15 protein-coding genes and 1 pseudogene are annotated in these 17,266 nt (G+C 74.3%); 15 read left to right on the forward strand and 1 reads right to left on the reverse strand.

Annotation, left to right across the window (positions count from 1 at the left end):
- The 8 genes and pseudogenes from ACIOC0_RS37795 to ACIOC0_RS37830 form a co-directional block, all read left to right on the forward strand.
- The coding region (locus ACIOC0_RS37795; protein WP_402161177.1) for an alpha/beta fold hydrolase at positions 1 to 2,661 on the forward strand (2,661 nt) is incomplete at its 5' end.
- A 150-nt stretch (positions 2,662 to 2,811) separates the two neighbouring features.
- Positions 2,812 to 3,021, forward strand: coding sequence for an MbtH family protein (locus tag ACIOC0_RS37800; RefSeq protein ID WP_351097890.1), 210 nt, complete (start codon positions 2,812 to 2,814; stop codon positions 3,019 to 3,021).
- Between the two features lie 34 nt (positions 3,022 to 3,055).
- Entirely contained in the window at positions 3,056 to 3,313 is a 258-nt protein-coding gene (locus ACIOC0_RS37805; RefSeq protein ID WP_402161180.1) for an acyl carrier protein, read from the forward strand.
- A complete protein-coding gene (locus ACIOC0_RS37810; protein WP_402161182.1) occupies positions 3,310 to 4,578 on the forward strand; it encodes a beta-ketoacyl-[acyl-carrier-protein] synthase family protein in 1,269 nt (422 codons plus the stop codon). The genes ACIOC0_RS37805 and ACIOC0_RS37810 overlap by 4 nt, the downstream gene beginning before the upstream one ends.
- The gene (locus ACIOC0_RS37815) at positions 4,575 to 5,648 is read left to right on the forward strand and encodes a beta-ketoacyl synthase N-terminal-like domain-containing protein (protein WP_402161183.1); all 1,074 of its coding nucleotides are present in this window, start codon (positions 4,575 to 4,577) and stop codon (positions 5,646 to 5,648) included. Before ACIOC0_RS37810 ends, ACIOC0_RS37815 begins: the two co-directional genes overlap by 4 nt.
- Positions 5,645 to 6,397, forward strand: coding sequence for a 3-oxoacyl-[acyl-carrier-protein] reductase (fabG, locus tag ACIOC0_RS37820; protein WP_402161185.1), 753 nt, complete (start codon positions 5,645 to 5,647; stop codon positions 6,395 to 6,397). Before ACIOC0_RS37815 ends, fabG begins: the two co-directional genes overlap by 4 nt.
- Positions 6,394 to 7,200, forward strand: coding sequence for a 4'-phosphopantetheinyl transferase family protein (locus ACIOC0_RS37825; protein ID WP_402161188.1), 807 nt, complete (start codon positions 6,394 to 6,396; stop codon positions 7,198 to 7,200). The genes fabG and ACIOC0_RS37825 overlap by 4 nt, the downstream gene beginning before the upstream one ends.
- Positions 7,197 to 8,141 (forward strand): annotated as a pseudogene (locus tag ACIOC0_RS37830) (hydroxyacid dehydrogenase); the annotation flags it as partial. The gene ACIOC0_RS37825 and the pseudogene ACIOC0_RS37830, both read left to right, overlap by 4 nt.
- 137 nt (positions 8,142 to 8,278) lie before the next feature.
- Here the strand turns inward: ACIOC0_RS37830 and ACIOC0_RS37835 are convergent.
- A complete protein-coding gene (locus ACIOC0_RS37835) occupies positions 8,279 to 9,352 on the reverse strand; it encodes a LuxR C-terminal-related transcriptional regulator (RefSeq protein WP_402161190.1) in 1,074 nt (357 codons plus the stop codon).
- 110 nt (positions 9,353 to 9,462) lie between these two features.
- On the opposite strand from ACIOC0_RS37835, the gene ACIOC0_RS37840 reads away from it, so the two are divergent.
- From ACIOC0_RS37840 to ACIOC0_RS37870, 7 genes are all read left to right on the forward strand, one after another.
- On the forward strand, positions 9,463 to 9,843 hold the full coding sequence (locus ACIOC0_RS37840) for a hypothetical protein (protein WP_402161192.1): 381 nt from the start codon (positions 9,463 to 9,465) through the stop codon (positions 9,841 to 9,843).
- An 83-nt stretch (positions 9,844 to 9,926) separates the two neighbouring features.
- The gene (locus ACIOC0_RS37845) at positions 9,927 to 10,133 is read left to right on the forward strand and encodes a hypothetical protein (protein ID WP_352246736.1); all 207 of its coding nucleotides are present in this window, start codon (positions 9,927 to 9,929) and stop codon (positions 10,131 to 10,133) included.
- A 2-nt stretch (positions 10,134 to 10,135) separates the two neighbouring features.
- On the forward strand, positions 10,136 to 10,411 hold the full coding sequence (locus ACIOC0_RS37850) for a chorismate mutase (RefSeq protein WP_402161195.1): 276 nt from the start codon (positions 10,136 to 10,138) through the stop codon (positions 10,409 to 10,411).
- Positions 10,412 to 10,489: 78 nt separating this feature from the next.
- Positions 10,490 to 14,437, forward strand: coding sequence for an amino acid adenylation domain-containing protein (locus ACIOC0_RS37855; protein ID WP_402161196.1), 3,948 nt, complete (start codon positions 10,490 to 10,492; stop codon positions 14,435 to 14,437).
- The gene (locus tag ACIOC0_RS37860) at positions 14,437 to 15,213 is read left to right on the forward strand and encodes an SDR family NAD(P)-dependent oxidoreductase (RefSeq protein ID WP_402161198.1); all 777 of its coding nucleotides are present in this window, start codon (positions 14,437 to 14,439) and stop codon (positions 15,211 to 15,213) included. The genes ACIOC0_RS37855 and ACIOC0_RS37860 overlap by 1 nt, the downstream gene beginning before the upstream one ends.
- Positions 15,214 to 15,249: 36 nt before the next feature.
- Entirely contained in the window at positions 15,250 to 16,287 is a 1,038-nt protein-coding gene (locus ACIOC0_RS37865) for a 3-oxoacyl-ACP synthase III family protein (RefSeq protein WP_402161201.1), read from the forward strand.
- Positions 16,288 to 16,297: 10 nt separating this feature from the next.
- A complete protein-coding gene (locus tag ACIOC0_RS37870) occupies positions 16,298 to 17,260 on the forward strand; it encodes a zinc-binding dehydrogenase (protein ID WP_402161203.1) in 963 nt (320 codons plus the stop codon).
- The last annotated feature ends 6 nt before the right edge of the window (positions 17,261 to 17,266 follow it).

Genomic DNA, 17,266 nt, shown 5'->3' on the forward strand with positions numbered 1-17,266 from the left:
CTCCCCGGCATCACCGACGCCGCCACAACCGTCCACCACGGACGCCTCACCGCCTACCTCATCGGCACCACCCAGAACCCCAGGACGACACTCGCCGACGTCCTGCCCGACTACATGGTCCCCAGCACCTTCCTCACCCTCGACGCACTCCCCCTCACCCCCAACGGCAAGATCGACCGCAAAGCCCTCCCCGCACCCGACCCCTCGGCCCATGTGCAGGGTCCCGCGCGGGAGCCCCGTACGGACACCGAGCGCGCCCTCTGCGAGGTCTTCGCGGCCGTGCTCGGGCTACCGTCCGTGGGCATCGACGACAGCTTCTTCGACCTGGGCGGCGACAGCATCCGCTCCATCGAGGTGGTCGCCGGCGCCCGGCGGGCCGGGCTGCGGGTCACCGCGGCCGATGTGTTCACCCACAAGACGGTGGCCGCGCTGGCCGCCGCCGTCGGCGACGCCGAGCCGGCCGAGATCGTCGGCACCGACGACGGCGTGGGCGAGCTGGCGCCCCTCCCGGTCATGCTGCGGCTCCTCGAAGAGGGCGGCCCGATCGACGGGTTCAACCAGTCCGTCGTCCTGACCACCCCCGCCGATCTGGACCTGGAGCGGCTCACCGGGGCGCTCCAGCGGGTCGTCGACCACCACGACGCCCTGCGGCTGCGCCTGGCGGGCCGGGGTCCCGACGACTGGCGGCTCGTGATCGGCGAACCGGGGACCGTGCGGGTCGCGCCGCTGGTGACCCGCATCGACGCGGGCCACCGGGCGTACGAGGACGAGGCGCTGCTGCGGCGGGCGGTGGCCGCCCAGTCGGAGGCGGCCCGCGACCGGCTCGCCCCGCGCGACGGGGTCACGCTCCAGGCCGTGTGGATCGACCGCGGGGCGGGCCGCCCCGGCCGGCTGGTCCTGATGCTGCACCACCTCGTCGTGGACGGCGTCTCCTGGCGCGTGCTGCTGCCCGACCTGCTCACCGCGTACGAGCGGCCCGACGCGGCCCTCGGCCCGGTCGGCACCTCGCTGCGCCACTGGTCCGGCCTCCTCCGGGAGCAGGCCGCCTCGCGCACCGGGGAAGTGCCGTACTGGACGAAGTTGCTGTCGCACGAGGAGCAGCCGGTCGGCGCGCGGGCGCTGGACCCGGCCCAGGACACGTACGCGACGGCCCGGACGCTGCGCCTGGCCCTGCCGGCCGAGCACACCGGCCCGCTCCTGGAGCACGGCCCCGCCGCCTTCCAGGCGGAGATCAACGACGTGCTGCTCGCCGGCCTCGGCCTCGCGGTCGCCGAGTGGCGCGGCCGGAGCCTGCTCGTCGAGGTCGAGACCCACGGGCGCGAGCAGTTGCGCGAGGGCGTGGACCTCTCCCGTACCGTCGGCTGGTTCACCGGCACCCACCCGGTGCTGCTGAGGGCCGCGGCGCTCGGCGCCGAGCAGGCGGTGAAGGAGATGCGCGAGCAGCTCGCCGCGCTCCCCGACCACGGGCTCGGCCACGGCATCCTGCGTCACCTCGGCGACGGAACCGCCCCGCTGCCCGCGGTCGACCCGCAGCTCGGCTTCAACTACCTCGGCCGCTTCGCCTCGGTGGAGTGGTACGACGGCGGATGGGCGGCCGCGCCCGAGGCGCGGGAGGCGTTCGCGGCGACGGCCGGCGGCATGCCGCTGGGCCACACCGTCGAGGTGGACGCGCTGGTCGAGGACGGCCCCGACGGGCCCGTCCTGATCGCCAACTGGACGTGGGCGGGCCGGCTGCTGGAACCGGACGACGCCGGGGCGCTGGCCGAGGGCTGGTTCCGTGCGCTGCGCACCCTGTCCCGCAGGGCCGGCGAACTCGCCGCGACCCGCCCGTCCGTGACCGGCGGGGCCGGCGGGCGGCGGCCCGCGCTGCTCGCCGAGGCGTTCGAGACCCTGCTGCCCGTCCGGCCCGACGGCACCCGTGAGCCGCTGTTCTTCCTGCACGGCGGTGTGGGGCTCAGCTGGCCCTACCTCGGACTGGCCGAGCACCTGGCGGAGGAATTCCCCGTCTACGGTTTCCAGGCGTCCGGAATCATCACGGAAGCCCCGCTTCCGGGATCGGTGCAGGAAATGGCCAGGGAATACGTCCGCAGAATTCTGGAAATTCAGCCGGAGGGGCCTTACCATCTTCTCGGCTGGTCTTTCGGCGGACTCCTCGCCCACGCGGCGGCCACCCGCCTGGAAGGGCTCGGGCACCGCGTCGCGCTCCTCGCGAACCTGGACGGCTATCCGGTCCCCGAGCCGGACGGCATCCCGGACGACCGGGCCCTGATCGCCAAGATCCTGGAGTACTGCGGCTACGACGCGGCGGCGTTCGCCGGCGGCGAGCCCACGCTCTCCGAGGTCCTGGAGCTGTTCCGGCGGGACGCCAACCCGCTGGCCGGACTGGACGAGGAGCAGTTGGCCCGGCTGCTGCGGATCGTGCGCAACCACGCGGTCCTCAGCGCCGAGTTCGTCCCGGACCGCTTCGGCGGGGACGTGCTCTTCCTCTCGGCCGAGCGGGGCGCCGACGAGGACTCCCCGACGGTCGCGGTGTGGGAGCCGTACATCGGCGGCAGCGTCACCCACCACGGCATCGACTCGGACCACGACGGAATGATGCGGCCCGAACCGCAGCGGGCGATCGGCCGGATCATCGCCGCCCACCTCGAACGACTGCGGTGAACGCGCGGGGGAATTCGCACGGATCCCGCTCACGCGAAATTCCGACGAGTTCCCCCGTGCCTCACCGAGAGAATTCACGAAGAAACTCCGGAAGCTTCCCGGACGACTCTGAACGCGAAATCCGGACGTATTCCCCGAGGAAGGGAAACCATGAAGAACAACCCGTTCGACGACGACAACGGCACCTTCCTGGTGCTGGTCAACGACGAGGGGCAGCACTGCCTCTGGCCCGAGTTCGCGGCCGTCCCGGCCGGCTGGACCACCGTCCTGCCCGCCGGTCCCCGCGAGGCCGCGCTCGAGCACATCGAGCGCACCTGGACCGACATGCGTCCGAAGTCCCTGATCCGCTCCGCCGCCTGACACGCAGGCCATCCAGATCCGAGAGGCAGCTGCCATGACTGCGAACACTTCCGTGGACGTCACGGCCGTCCGGGCCATCATCGTCGACACCCTGGAGCTCGAGGACGACGAGCTGACGGGCACCAGCCTGTTCATCGAGGACCACGGCGCGGACTCGCTGGGCGCCATCGAGATCCTCTCCCGCATCGAGAAGGAGCTCGGCGTCGTCATCCCGCAGGACGACCTGGTCAAGCTGGTCAACCTGGACGCCGTCCTCGCCGTCCTCGTCGGCGCGGAAAGGCGCCGGCCGTGAGCGCCGCCCGGAGAACGGACGGCCCCGCCGCGGGGCCGCGCCGCGTCGTCCTCACCGGATGCGGCGCGCTGTCCAGCATCGGCAACGGGATCGCCGAGTTCACCGAGGGCCTGCGGACCGGCCGGGTCGGCACCGGGGACATCACCGTCTTCGACACCACCGGCTTCCCCAGCGGCCGCGGCCACCAGGTGCGCGGCTTCGACGCCGCCGCCGTGCTCCGCCGGGTGCGGCCCGAAGCGGCCGGCCGGGCGACGCGGTTCGCGGCCGCCGCCGCCCGGATGGCGCTCGACGACGCCGGCCTCGACGAGACCTGGCTGCACGAGCGGCGCGGCACCGTCGTCGTCGGCACCACCGACGGCGAGGTCGGCGAGCTCGACCTGCTGACCGAGTCCGCGCTCACCCTCGGGCTCGCCGCCTTCACCGGCGCGAGCCTGGGCCGGACCGCCACCGGCGGCCTCGCGCTCGGCGTCGTCCGCGAACTGGGCCTGTCCGACGTGGAGACCTCGACGGTCGCCACCGCCTGCGCCGCCGGCAACTACGCGATCGGCGCCGGGTTCGACGCCATCCGCAGCGGCCGCTCCGAATGGGCCCTGGTCGGCGGGGCGGACGCGTTGAACCGGAAGACGTTCGCGGGCTTCGCCCGGCTCGGCCTCGTCGCGCCCGACGAGTGCCGTCCGTTCGACACCGGGCGGACGGGCCTGCTCACCGGCGAGGGCGCGGGCCTGCTGCTGCTGGAAAGCGAGGAGTCCGCGCTCGCCCGCGGCGCGGAGATCTACGCCGAGGTCCTCGGCTACGGCGTCAACTGCGACGCCTCACACCCCACCGCGCCCGAAGAGGACAGCGTCGCCCGCTGCATCCGCCTCGCCCTGGAGAACGCCTCCGTCAAGCCGGAGGAGGTCGACCTGATCTCCGCGCACGGCACCGGGACGCCGACCAACGACACCACCGAGGTCGCGGCCATCCGCCAGGTCTACGGGGACCGGCCGCCGCGCACCGTCGGCGTCAAGGCGATGATCGGGCACACCATGGGGGCCGCCAGCGCCCTGGGCGCCATCGCGTCCGCGCTCGCCGTCCGGTACGGCTTCGTCCCGCCGACGGCCAACCACCGCACCACCGACCCGGACTGCCCCGTCGACGTGGTGCCGAACACGTCCGTCGACGCCGACGTGCGGATCGTGCAGAACAACGGCCTCGCGTTCGGCGGCAACAACGCCGTCGTCCTGCTCGGCCGCCACGAGAGCCCCCGAGGGGAGTACGTCCGATGAGTACCGCGGTCATCACCGCATGGGCGGCCGTGTCGCCGTACGGCACGGGCCGCGACCCGCTCGCGGCGGGCCTGCGCGCCCGCGCCGAGGCGCCCGCGTCCGCCGGACCCGAGGAGTGGACCGCGGACCCGGAGGCGACCGCCCGCGTCGTGCCCGGCTTCGAGGTCCGCGACGCGCTGGGGAAGGCCGGCACCCGGGGCATGGACCGGCTGACGGGCCTCACCGCGGTGACCGTCCGGGAGCTGCTGTCCGGCGCCGGCCCGGACGGCGAGCACGCCGAGCTCGGCACCGGCCTGGTGCTCGGCATCGGCTCCGGAAGCGTCCAGGGGTTCATGGAGTTCACCAAGTCCTCCCTCGAAGGGGCCAGCCCCATCGACGTGTCACCGTCGAAGACCCCCAACATGGCGATGAACAGGGCCGCCTCGGCCAGCGCGATCCGCCACCGCCTCAAGGGCCCCAACACCACCGTGGCGGCCGGCCGGCTCTCCGGTCTCGTCGCCCTGGACCAGGCGCGCCGGCTCCTCGCCGACGGGCGCGCGGAGCGGGTGCTGGCCGGTTCGGCCGAGGAGTACTCGGCGACCCGCGCCCACCTCACGCACGCCGCCCACGGCACCGACGTGGTGCTGGGCGAGGGCTGCGTCATGGTGCTCCTGGAGTCCGGCGACGCCGCGACCGGCGAGCCGCTGGCCGAGGTGCTCGCGGTCCACCACCGGGTGGCGGCGGACGGCGGCTTCGCCGGGGCGCTCACGGCGGCGGTGCGCGCCGCACTCGCCGAGGCGGGCGTCGCGGCCGACGCGGTATGGGCGGCGGTGCCCTCGCAGGCCCCCGGCGCGGCGGGCGAGCAGGAGCTGCGGGTGCACGAGGAGCTGTTCCCGGCACAGGTCCGCGGCCGCGCGGCGTCCGTCGCGCTGCTCGGCGAGACGGCCGCGGCCACCGGGGCGTACCAGCTCGCGGCGCTGCTGTCGGAGCCGGGCGAGCCGGGCCGCGTCGCCCTGGTCACCACCACGGACCCGGACGGTCCCGTGGGGTGCGCGGTGCTGCGGCTGCTGACGGACGGGGCGGACGCGTGAGCGGCGGGGGGACGGCGGGCGACCGGCCGGTCGCCCTGATCAGCGGCGGCTCACGCGGTATCGGCCGGGCCGTCGCCCTGCGGCTGGCGCGGGACGGGCACGACGTCTCCTTCTGCTTCCGCGGCGACGAACAGGCCGCCGCGAACGTGGCGAAGGAGCTGAACGGCCTCGGCGCCCGGGCGCTGGCGCGGCGGGTCGACGTCGCCGACGCGCAGTCCGTGCGGGACTGGGTGGAGGCCACCGAACGGGACTTCGGACCGGTGACGGTCGCCGTCACCTCGGCCGGCATCACCCGGGACAAGCCCCTGCTGATGATGGGCGACAGCGACTGGCACGAGGTCGTGGACACCAATCTGGACGGCGTCTACCACGTCTGCCGGGCGGTGGTCTTCCCGATGATGAAGCGGCGGGCCGGCAGCATCGTGACCGTCGCCTCCGTCTCCGGTCTCTACGGCAATGCGGGGCAGACCAACTACGCGGCGTCCAAGGCCGGGATCATCGCCTTCTCGCGCTCCCTCGCGAAGGAGGTCGGCCGGCGCGGCATCCGCGTCAACGCGGTGGCCCCGGGCCTGATCGACACCGACATGTCGGCCGTGCTCGACGACCAGGTCAGGGCGCAGGTCGCCGAGCGCACCGCGCTGGGCAGGACCGGGCTCGCGGCGGAGGTCGCCGAGGCCGTCGCCTTCCTGGCCTCGGGCCGCGCCTCGTACGTCACCGGCGCGGTGCTGCCCGTGGACGGCGGGCTGTGACGGCCGCGGCCGCGGAACCGGTGCCGGCGCTCCGGCCCGGTGTCTGCCAGTTGTGGTGGGCGTCGTCCCGCGACGCCCACCCGGCACTGCGCGGCCTCCTCGACGAGGACGGACGAGCCCGCGCCCGCCGGCTGCGGCAGCCGGCCGCGCGGGCGCTCCACATCACCGCGCACGCGCTCGCCCGCACCGTGACCGCCGCCCATCTCGGCGTTCCCGCCGGGGAGTTGACACTGACCGCCACCTGCAAGCGGTGCGGCGGCCCGCACGGGAAACCCCGCCCGCCGGGGCCGCTCGGGCTGTCCTGGTCGCACTCCGGCGACCGGGTGGTGGTCGCCGTGACGCTCGGCACCGAGGTCGGCGTGGACGTGGAGCGGATCGCCCCGTACGCCCCGGAGACCGCGGCGCGGGTGCTGCGCGGGCCGGAGCGCGCGGTCCTCGCGGCGCTCCCCGAACCCCGCCGCCCCACCGGCTTCGTGCGCTACTGGACGCGCAAGGAGGCCCTGCTCAAGGCGACCGGCGACGGGCTCTCCGTACCCCCCGAGCTGCTGCACGTCACCGGGCCCGACGCCTGGCCCCTGCTGCTCTCCTGGTCGGGCCCGGAGCAGCCCCGGTTCCCCCTGCACCTGTACGACCTGGACGCCGGCGCCGGCCATCTGGCCGCGCTCGCCTCCGTGGGCGCCCCGGTGCGCCCGACCGCGCACGACGGGTCCGCGCTGCTCGCCGCGGCCGTCGCGGCGGCACACGGCCCCGCGACACCACGTGTCCTCACTCTTCACGCATCGGAAAGGCCGGTCGCCCCATGAGTCAGTACGTCGTCCTCATCGCCGACGCGCTCAGCCCGCAGGCCGCGGAGATCCTCACCCGGGACGGCTCCGTCGAGGTGCGGCACGTCGACGGCACCGACCGGCCGGCGCTGCTCGCCGCGCTCGCCGGGGCCGACGCGGTGCTGGTGCGCTCCGCCACCCGCATCGACGCCGAGGCCCTCGCCGCGGCGCCGCGGCTCAAGGTCGTGGCCCGGGCCGGGGTCGGCCTCGACAACGTGGACGTCACCGCGGCCACCGCCGCCGGCGTGCTCGTCGCCAACGCCCCCGCGTCCAACGTCGTCAGCGCCGCCGAACACGCCGTCGCCCTGCTCCTGGCCCTCGCCCGGCACGTCCCGCAAGCGTCCGCCGCGCTCAAGGACGGCCGCTGGGCGCGGAGTTCGTTCACCGGCGTGGAGCTCGCGGGCAAGACGCTCGGCGTCCTCGGCCTCGGCCGGATCGGCTCGCTGGTGGCGCGCCGGTTCGCCGCGTTCGACATGGAGGTGATCGCGTACGACCCGTACGCGGACGAGGAGCACGCCCGGATCCTCGGCGTGCGGCTGACCGGCCTCGACGGGCTCCTCGCCCGGGCCCAGTTCCTCACGGTCCACCTGCCGCTGACCGAGGCGACGGCCGGGCTGATCGGTTTCGACGCCCTCCGGCGCGTCCGCCCCGACCTGCGGATCGTGAACGCGGCGCGCGGCGGCATCGTCGACGAGCAGGAGCTGTACGCGGCGCTCAAGGAGGGCAGGATCGCCGGCGCCGCCCTGGACGTGTACGCGCAGGAACCCTGCACGGACTCCCCGCTGTTCGAGCTGGACAACGTGATCGCCACACCGCACCTGGGCGCGAGCACGCCCGAGGCGCAGGAGCGGGCCGGCACCCAGGCGGCCGAGTCGGTGCTGCTCGCGCTCACCGGCATGCCCGTGCCCGACGCGGTCAACACGCCCCGTACGCTCTCGGTGCCCGACGCGGTCGACACCGCCCGTACCTCCTGCGTGCCCGACGCGGTCGACGCGCCGCTGCCGTCGCCCGTGCACGCGCGATGAGGTCGTCGAACGGTGTTGCGCGCGGGGCGGTCTCAGTCGCCGGCGGGCGCGTCCGCGGCCGTCGCGGCGGGCGCTCCGTCGTCGTCCCCGACATGGTTCTCGCCGGTACGGGTGCTCCTGCCGAGCCAGCCGCGCTCCATGGCCAGCGCTCCCGCCTGATAGCGGCTGCGCGCCCCCAGACGGGCCATCAGGTCGGCGGTGATACGGCGGCCGGTGCGTACGGACACGCCGAGTTTGCGGGCGACGACGTCGTCGGTGTGACCTTCGAAGAGCAGGTCGAGGACGGCCTGTTCCTGCCGGGTGAGTCCTTCCGGGTCCGCCGTGGTGCTCCGGTTCCCGCAGAGCGGCTGGGCGCGCGTCCAGGTCTCCCGGAAGAGCGACACCAGGGCGGTGACGACGCCGGCGCCCCGCAGGATCAGCACGCCGCGGGCGGCGGCCTCGGGGTCGATGGGCACGATGGCGGCCCGGCGATCGAAGATGATCATGCGGGGCGGCAGCTGAGGCAGCACGCGCACCTCGCCGCCGATGTCGTTCAGCCAGCGCGCGTAGTTCAGCGTGGCCGGGTCGTTGCGCACCGAGTCCAGGTAGATGTAGCGGACCCGGACGCCGCGCTCGACGGTGGCCTTGTCGAGAGGCCGGGCGGCCTCCAGGGCGGCCTCCGTCTGGGCGCCGCCGGGCGCGAACACCTCGACACTGCTCTCGGCGCCCTGCGACAGCCGCTCGATCTGGGAGTTGATGGCGTCCAAGCCGGTGTAGCGGCGGACCTCGTCGGTCTGCGCCTCGGTGTCGTCGCCGTACTCGGTGAGCATCTGGGTGATCGCCAGACGCGTGGCGGCGACGGCCTGCTGATGCTGGGCCAGCTCCCGCTCCCGGCGCTGCAGGAGGCCGGCGAGCCCGAACTCCGGGTTGACCAGGCGGACCTTGCCCAGTTCTTCGGAGGAGTTCCGTATGAGGGTGAGCTCGGCCAGCCTGTCCAAGGTGCGCTCGGCGCGCTCCACGGGCCAGTCGAGCCCCTCGGCGATCTCCGCCACACCCGCCCTGGGCCGCTTCAGAAGGATGCGGTACACCGCCTCGGCGTCCGCATCAAGACCCAATTGTCCCGTCACTCGACTCCCCCCGAAGTTCCCCCGCCGACTGCACGAAGCAGACCACAGTCCCCCCGATCATCCCAGCCCACTCCGAGTCAGGGCAACCTTACGCAGGGGTACAGGAGTCGATGCACCGAATATTCGCGGAGGCGCAACTCATGTACCTGGTGACGACGACCGTGCCCGCCGGAGCGCTGCCCGGCGAGCCCCCGCTCATCGACCGGATCCGCCGTGTGGCACGACCCGAGGACCATCTGGAGCACGTCCACGTGCTGCGCGCACCCGACGGCGGGACGCACCTGACGCTGTTCCTCGGCCATGCCGACAGCGGGGAGACCGAGCGGGCGGCCGCCCGTCTGGTGACGAGAGCGCTGCCCACGGCGCTCGGCGCGCAGCTCGGCTGGGCGCCGGCCCGGCCACTCGTCAGCGCCCTGGAGGCGCTCGGCGCGGGCGCCCAAAACAGCTTGCCTGACAGGGAGTTGCCATCACAGGACCCTGACATTGCGTAGTGCTGACGGGACTCGCGGTGAGTGTGAGGATCGCATCACCGAGAACGACCACCCCACCGACGTGAATGCTGGAGACGACACCCATGCGCATCATCACCCGCAGCACCGCCAAGCCGGCCACCCGCAGAGCCGCCACCGTGGCCTTGGTCGCTCTCGCGGCCCTCGCGGCGGCCCCCTCGGCCACGGCCGCGGAGGAGTCCCCCGCCGGCGGGACGATCTCGGCCACGGCGGAGCTGACCGAGACGGTCGTGAACCTGCTCGGCCCGCTCGGCCACACCTGGGGCAACTGACCATGCCGCAGACCCGGTCGACCGCACTCGCGGACGTGTCCGCCCTCCGCGCCGACCTCGACGTCGTGGACGCGGAGATCCGAGCCCTGGTGGAACGCCGCCGCGAGCTCTCCCGCGAGATCCAGCGCATCCGCCAGGCCGCCGGCGGCACCCGTACCGACCTCACCCGCGAGATGCGCGTCATCTCCCCCTACACCGAGGCGTACGGACGGCAGGGAACGGCCATCGCGATGGCGCTCCTGGAGATCTGTCGCGGCACCGGTGCCACTTCCCGGTAGCCGTACACCCCCCACACGCAGCAGCACCGCACGGGAGGGCCGGGTCGTCCGGCCCTCCTCACACGAGAGGGCTCCGACGTGTCTGGTTCACCCGCCGGCTTCCCGTCCCGGCTTCCGCTCACCGAAGGCCAGGCCGGGATCTGGTACGGCCAGCGGCTGGACACCTCGAAACTCGCTTACGCCTACGCCGAGTTCCTGGACATCGAGGGGCCACTCGACCCGGGACTCCTCCGGGAGGCCGTCCGCAGGACCTTCGCCGAGGCGGAGGCGCTGTCCGTGTCCTTCGGCGAGGACGCGGACGGACCGTGGCAGCAGGTCGGGGCCGTACCGGACCATCCCGTGCCGCTCGTCGACCTGACCGACGAGGCGGACCCCTGGCGGGCGGCGCGGGAGTGGATGCGCGCACGCGTCCACTCCCCGCTCGACCCCGCCGGGGGCGAGGTCCTGCGCACCGCGGTGCTCCGCCTCTCGCCGGAGCGGCACCTGTGGTTCTGGCAGCTGCACCACATCGTCTCCGACGGCGTGGGCTCGCTGCTCCTGGTCCGGCGCGCCGCGGAGGTCCACGGCGCGCTGGCCGCCGGCCGGGCACCGGCCGCCACCCCCTTCGGTCCCCTCGCCGCCCTGGTCGAGGAGGACCGGCGCTACCGTGCCTCGGCCGGCTTCCAGGAGGACCGCCGGTACTGGCTCGGCGTGTTCGACGACCTCGACCGCGTGCCGGCGTTCTCCGACACGTCCCTGCCGCCGACGGGCGTCGCCCTCAGAGAGACCTGGTACGCGGACCCCGCACTCCGGGAGCTGCTCGCCGCCTTCACCCGCGCCCACGGCGTGAAGTGGCCGCGCGCGGTGATCGCCGCGTTCGCCGCGTACACCGCCCTGGTCACCGGCGCGTCCGAGGCCGTCCTCGGGCTCCCGGTCTCCAACCGGCACACGGACGCGGCCGCGACGACCCCCGGCATGGTCTCCAACATCGTCCCGCTGCGGGTCGCCTGCTCCCCGCAGGACAGCTTCCTGGACCTGCTCGCCCGCGTCAGCGCGAAGATCGACGAGACGCGCGCCCACCGCCGGCACCGGTTCGAGGACATCCGACGCGACCTGCGCACCCGGCGCGGGACCGCCCGCGTCTTCGGCCCCACGGCCAATGTCATGTCGCTCGGCACGCCGCTGTCGTTCGACGGATGCCCCGCCCGGCTGGGCAATCTCGCGCCTGGCCCGATCGAGGACTTCATGCTGGGCGTGTACGCGACGCCCGAAGAACTGACGTTCACCTTGGACGCCAACCCGGGCCTCTACGAGGCCGACGGACTCGTCGGTCACCGGGCGCGGTTCGACGCGTTCCTCCGGCAGGTCCTCGCGGGGGCCGGCCGTCCCCTCGGCGAGATCGGCGTCCTCGGCGACGAGGAGCGGCACGCCCTCCTACGGGTGCGCCCGCGCCGGCCGGAGTCGTCCGGCGGACCCCCTACCCTCGTGGCCGCGTTCGAGGAGCGGGCCCGCCTCGACCCGGCCGCCACCGCCGTGACGTGCGAAGGCGAGGCCCTGACGTACGGGGAGCTGAACGCGCGGGCCAACCGGCTGGCCCGTCTGCTCCTGCGGCGCGGCTGCGGCCCCGACCGGCTGGTCGCCGTCCGTCTGCCGCCCTCCGTCGACCTCGTGGTGGCGCTCCTGGCCGTCCTCAAGGCGGGCGCCGCGTACGTTCCCGTCGACCCGGAGTACCCACCGGAGCGGGTCGAGTCCCTGCTCGCCGACGCGAAGCCCTCGCTGCTGATCGACGCCTCCGCGGTCGCCCTGGTGCCCGCCAAGACGCTCCTGGACACCGCCGCCGGGGACACCCTCGCGGCCCTGGCCGCCCTCCCCCCGGACGACCTGCGCCCCGAGGAGCTCGGCCGTCGCCTCACCCGGGACGACGCCGCCTACGTCATCCACACCTCGGGCTCCACCGGGCGGCCCAAGGGCGTGGTCGTCCCGCACGGCAACGTGCTCGACCTGTTCTCCGCGAGCCGTGAGCTCTTCGACCTCCGCACGGACGACGTGTGGTCGACGGCCCACTCCTTCTCGTTCGACTTCTCCGTCTGGGAACTGTGGGGGCCCCTCCTGCACGGGGGCCGGCTCGTCCTGGTGCCCCCGGCCACCCGCCGCGCGCCGGAGCGCTTCCTCCGGGTCCTGGTGGACGAGGCCGTCACCGTCCTGAGCCAGACGCCCTCGGCGTTCCAGCAGTTGCTCCGGGCGTACGCGGACGATCCGCCGCTGGGCCGGCGACTGGCTCTGCGCTACGTCGTCTTCGGCGGCGAGGCGCTCGACTTCCGGCAGCCGGCGCAGTGGTACGCGCTGCATCCCGGCGACGAGCCGGTGCTGGTCAACATGTACGGGATCACCGAGACCACGGTCCACGCCAGCCATCTTGCGCTCGACCGGTCCCGCACCGCCGACCGGGCCGGGAGCCTGATCGGGCGCAGCCTGCCGGGCCTCGCGCTGTACGTCCTCGACGAGCGGCTGCGCCCCGTTCCCCCCGGGGTCACGGGCGAGGTCTACGTGGCCGGCGCCCAGCTCGCCCGCGGGTACCTCAACCTCCCGGGGCTCACCGCCGCGCGCTTCGTCGCCGACCCGTTCGGGCCGCCCGGCTCCCGCATGTACCGGTCCGGCGACCTCGCCCGCCGCACCGCCGAGGGCCTCCTGCGGTACGAGGGCCGCGCCGACGACCAGGTGAAGGTGCGCGGCTTCCGTATCGAGCTCGGCGAGATCGAGGCCGAGCTGCGGGCCTGCCCGGCGGTCGCGGACTGCCGCGTCGTCGTCCGGAAGGACGCGGTCGGCGACAGTGTGCTCGCCGCGTACGTCGTGCCCACCGGTCCGGCCAATCCCGACACGGCCGGCCTGCGCCGCCGCCTCGCCCGCCGACTCCCCTCCCACATGGTGCCGGCCACCGTGACGGCGATCGACCGGATCCCCCTCACCTCCAACGGGAAGCTCGACCGCCGCGCCCTGCCGGACCCGGTCGTCACCGGCGGCCGGGACGACACGGCGGCGACACCCACCGAGCGGATCGTCCTGGACGCCTTCCGGACCGTCCTCGCAGTGGCGGACCTCTCGGTCCGCGACGACTTCTTCGACCTGGGCGGCGACTCCTTCAAGGCCGTACGGGTGGCCCGCGCCGTCGGCCGGGGCACCGAGGTCCTCGACGTCTTCCAGCACCCGACGCCGCAGCGGCTGGCCCGCCGGGTCCAGGAGCTCCACGACACCGGAGGGCGACGCCTCCTGCGGCCCCTGACCAAGGGCGGGGACGCCATGACGGAGCGGACCCCGACCCTCGTCTGCGTGCCCTACGGCGGCGGCACCGCGGCGGCCTACCACCGCCTCGCCGCCGAGCTGGCCCCCGGGATCGCGACCTGGAGCGCCGCGCTGCCCGGCCACGACCCGACGCACGCCGGCGAACCCCTGCTCGGCCTGGACGAGACGGCCGACCTCATCGCCGCGGAGATCCTCGACGCGCTCGACGGCCCCTTCGCCGTGTACGGCCACTGCGCCGGCTCGGCCCTCGCCGTCGCGGTCGCGCAGCGCGTGGAGCGACAGGGCCGGCGGCCGGCCGCCGTGTTCATCGGCGCCGCGCTGCCGTCCACCGCTCCCGTGCCGGAACTGGAGCGCGCCCGGGACTGGCCCGCGGACTCCCTGTACGCCCACATGAAGTCGCTCGGCGGCTTCGACGGCGTCCTGGACGAAGGGGATCTGCGGACGGTCCTGGCGGTGCTCCGGCACGACATGACGCAGGGCCTGCGCTTCCAGATCGAGGCCGAGGAGGGCCGCCACCGGCTGCTCGACGCCCCGCTCGTCGTCGTCATCGGCGACGAGGACGCCGCCACCCGCGGCTACGCGCACGCGTACACGGACTGGAAGCGGTACGCGGCCCACGTCGAGCTGGCCGGGATCCCCGGCGGCGGGCACTACTTCGTCACCCACCGGCCGCGCGAGCTCGCCGCGATCATCTCGGAACGTCTCGGCGCCTCCCGGCGTCCCGGCGGCCCGGACGAGGAGATCTGATGTCACCCACCACGGCAGCGCTGGTCACCGGCGGCACGTCCGGTCTCGGACTCGCCGTCGCCGCGAGGCTGATGGCCTCCGGTGTCGTCCCGGTCCTCCTCGGCCGGAGCGAGGAGCGCGGTGAGGCGGCGCTGAAGTCCCTCGACGGGAAGGCGGTGTTCGTCCGCGGCGACGTGGCGAGCGAGCCGGAGGTGGCCGGGGCGCTGGACGCGGCGGAGCGGCACGGCTCCCTCCGCGCGGTCGTGAACTGCGCCGGGGTGCCGCACGCGGCGCGGGTGCTCGGCCGGTCCGGCCCGCACTCCCTGGACCGGTTCGTGCAGGTCGTCACGGCCAACCTGGTCGGCACGTTCAACGTCGTACGCCTGGCCGCCGCGCGCATGGCCGCGAACGAGCCGGCCGGCGAGGAGCGCGGCGTGATCGTCAACACCGCGTCCCTCGCGGCCTTCGAGGGGCAGGTCGGGCAGGCGGCCTACGCCGCGTCCAAAGGCGGCGTCGTCTCCATGACGCTGCCCCTCGCGCGCGAGCTGGCCGGGTCCCTGATCCGCGTCGTCACCGTCGCGCCGGGCTTCTTCGCGACGCCGGCGGTCGCCACGGTGCCCGAGGCGGCCCGCGCGGAGCTGGACCACGATCTCGTGCATCCGCGGCGGTGGGGCGACCCGGCCGAGTTCGCCGCGCTGGTCGCCCACGTCATCGACAACCCGATGATCAACGGCGGGACGATCCGCGTCGACGGCGCGGTGCGGATGTCGTCCGGCCTGCGGCACCGCAGTTCTTGACAGGACAGTGTCCGAGACAGGGGAAGCGAGTCCACCATGACGGGGTCCGTCGACAGTACGCGGGTGCCCACCGGCGTCGGCATACGCTCCATAGGCGTCTGCCTCCCGGAGCGGGAGGTCACCAACGCGCAGCTCGTCGAGCGCTTCGACACCAGCGACGCCTGGATGCGCGAGCGGCTCGGCATCACCGGCCGGCGGATCGCCGGGCCCGACGAGTTCACCTCGGACCTGGCGCTCGGCGCGCTGGAGGACGCCTGCAAGCGGGCCTTCGTGGACCCGGCGAGCATCGACCTGCTGATCTGCTGCACCTCCACGCCCGACCACATGATCCCGGCGGTCGCCACGCTGGTCCTGCGCAAGGCGCAGGTCCGCGGCGTGCCCGGCTTCGACGTGAACGCGGGCGGCTGCGCCGGCGGCCTCTTCGCCCTGGACGTCGGCCACAAGTACATGGAGTCGGGGCAGTACGAGCGCGTCGCCGTCGTCGTCGCCGACACGGTGGCCCAGCTCAACGACCCGGACGACCGCACCCAGCACGCGATCTTCGGCGACGGCGCGGCCTGCTACCTCCTGGAGCGCTGTGCGGACAGCCCCGGCATCGGCCGGACGCTCCTCGGCACGGACCCGGAGCGCTACTACACGGCGTACATCGAACGCGTCGCCGAGGAAGGCCGGTTGAACCGCTTCAGCGGAGCGAACGTGACGCGCATGGACGGCAAGGGCGTCAAGGACTTCGCCCTCTCGGTGGTCCCCGGGTTCGTCGACGAGGTGGTCGCGTCGGCGGGCGTCGCCCTCGACGAGCTGAAGCTGGTCGTCACCCACCAGGCGAACCCCACCCTCGTACGGGAGCTGGTCCGCCGCCTCGGCCAGCCGGCCGGCAAGGCCGTCATCGTCGCCGACCGGTTCGGCAACACCAGCGGCTCCAGCGTCGTCATCGCCCTCGCCGAGGCCGAGCGCACGGGCCGCCTCGTGCCCGGCGACAGGGTCCTGCTGCTCGGCTTCGGCGCCGGCATGAGCTACGGCGGCACCGTCGTCCACTGGTGCGGCGGCGAGAACTTCCCGCAGCGGGAGTGGTGAGCTCCCCGACATGTTCGCCGCCTACGCCGCCGAGATCGGACTGCCCGAGCCCCTGCGGGGCCTGCGCCTCGGGGAGCTTCCGGCCCCCCGCCCCCGCCCGGGCTGGAGCCGCGTGACCGTCAGGGCCGCCTCGCTGAACCACCACGACCTGTGGTCGCTGCGCGGGGTCGGTCTCACCGTGGAGCGGCTCCCCATGATCCTGGGCACCGACGCCGCCGGCGTCGACGAGGACGGCAACGAGGTCGTCGTCCATCCCGTGGTCGGCCTCACCGGCCACGGGCTCGCCCCCGGCGAGTCACGCTCGATCCTCACCGAGAAGTACCAGGGCACCTTCGCCGAGCAGGTCACCGTCCCCACCGCGAACCTCGTCCCCAAGCCACCGGGACTCTCCTTCGCGGAGGCCGCCTGCCTCCCCACCGCCTGGCTCACCGCCTACCGCATGCTCTTCACCCAGGCCCGCGTCCGCCCCGGCGACTCGGTCCTCGTCCAGGGCGCCGGCGGCGGAGTCGCCACCGCCGCGATCGCCCTCGCCCGAGCCGCCGGCCTCCGCGTCTACGCCACCAGCCGCGACCCTCTCAAACGCGCCCGCGCCCTCACCCTGGGCGCCACCGACGCCGTCGAACCCGGCGCACGCCTGCCCCACCCGGTCGACGCCGTCCTCGAGACCGTCGGCGCCGCCACCTGGTCCCACTCGGTCCGCTCCCTCCGCCGAGGCGGCACCCTGGTCATCTCCGGCGCCACCACCGGCGACCGCCCCGCCCACGCCGAACTGACCCGTGTCTTCCGCCGGGAACTCACCGTCATCGGCTCCACCGTGGCCACCAGGGACGAGCTGACCTCCCTGCTCGCCTTCTGCACCACCACCGGCACCCGCCCCACCATCGACCACACCCTCCCCCTGACCGAAGCCCCCGAAGGCTTCACCCGCATGTCCTCGGGCACCCACTTCGGCAAGATCGTCTTCACCCTCTGACCGGGG

This window comes from Streptomyces sp. NPDC088254, from assembly GCF_044740925.1.
Lineage (GTDB): Bacteria > Actinomycetota > Actinomycetes > Streptomycetales > Streptomycetaceae > Streptomyces.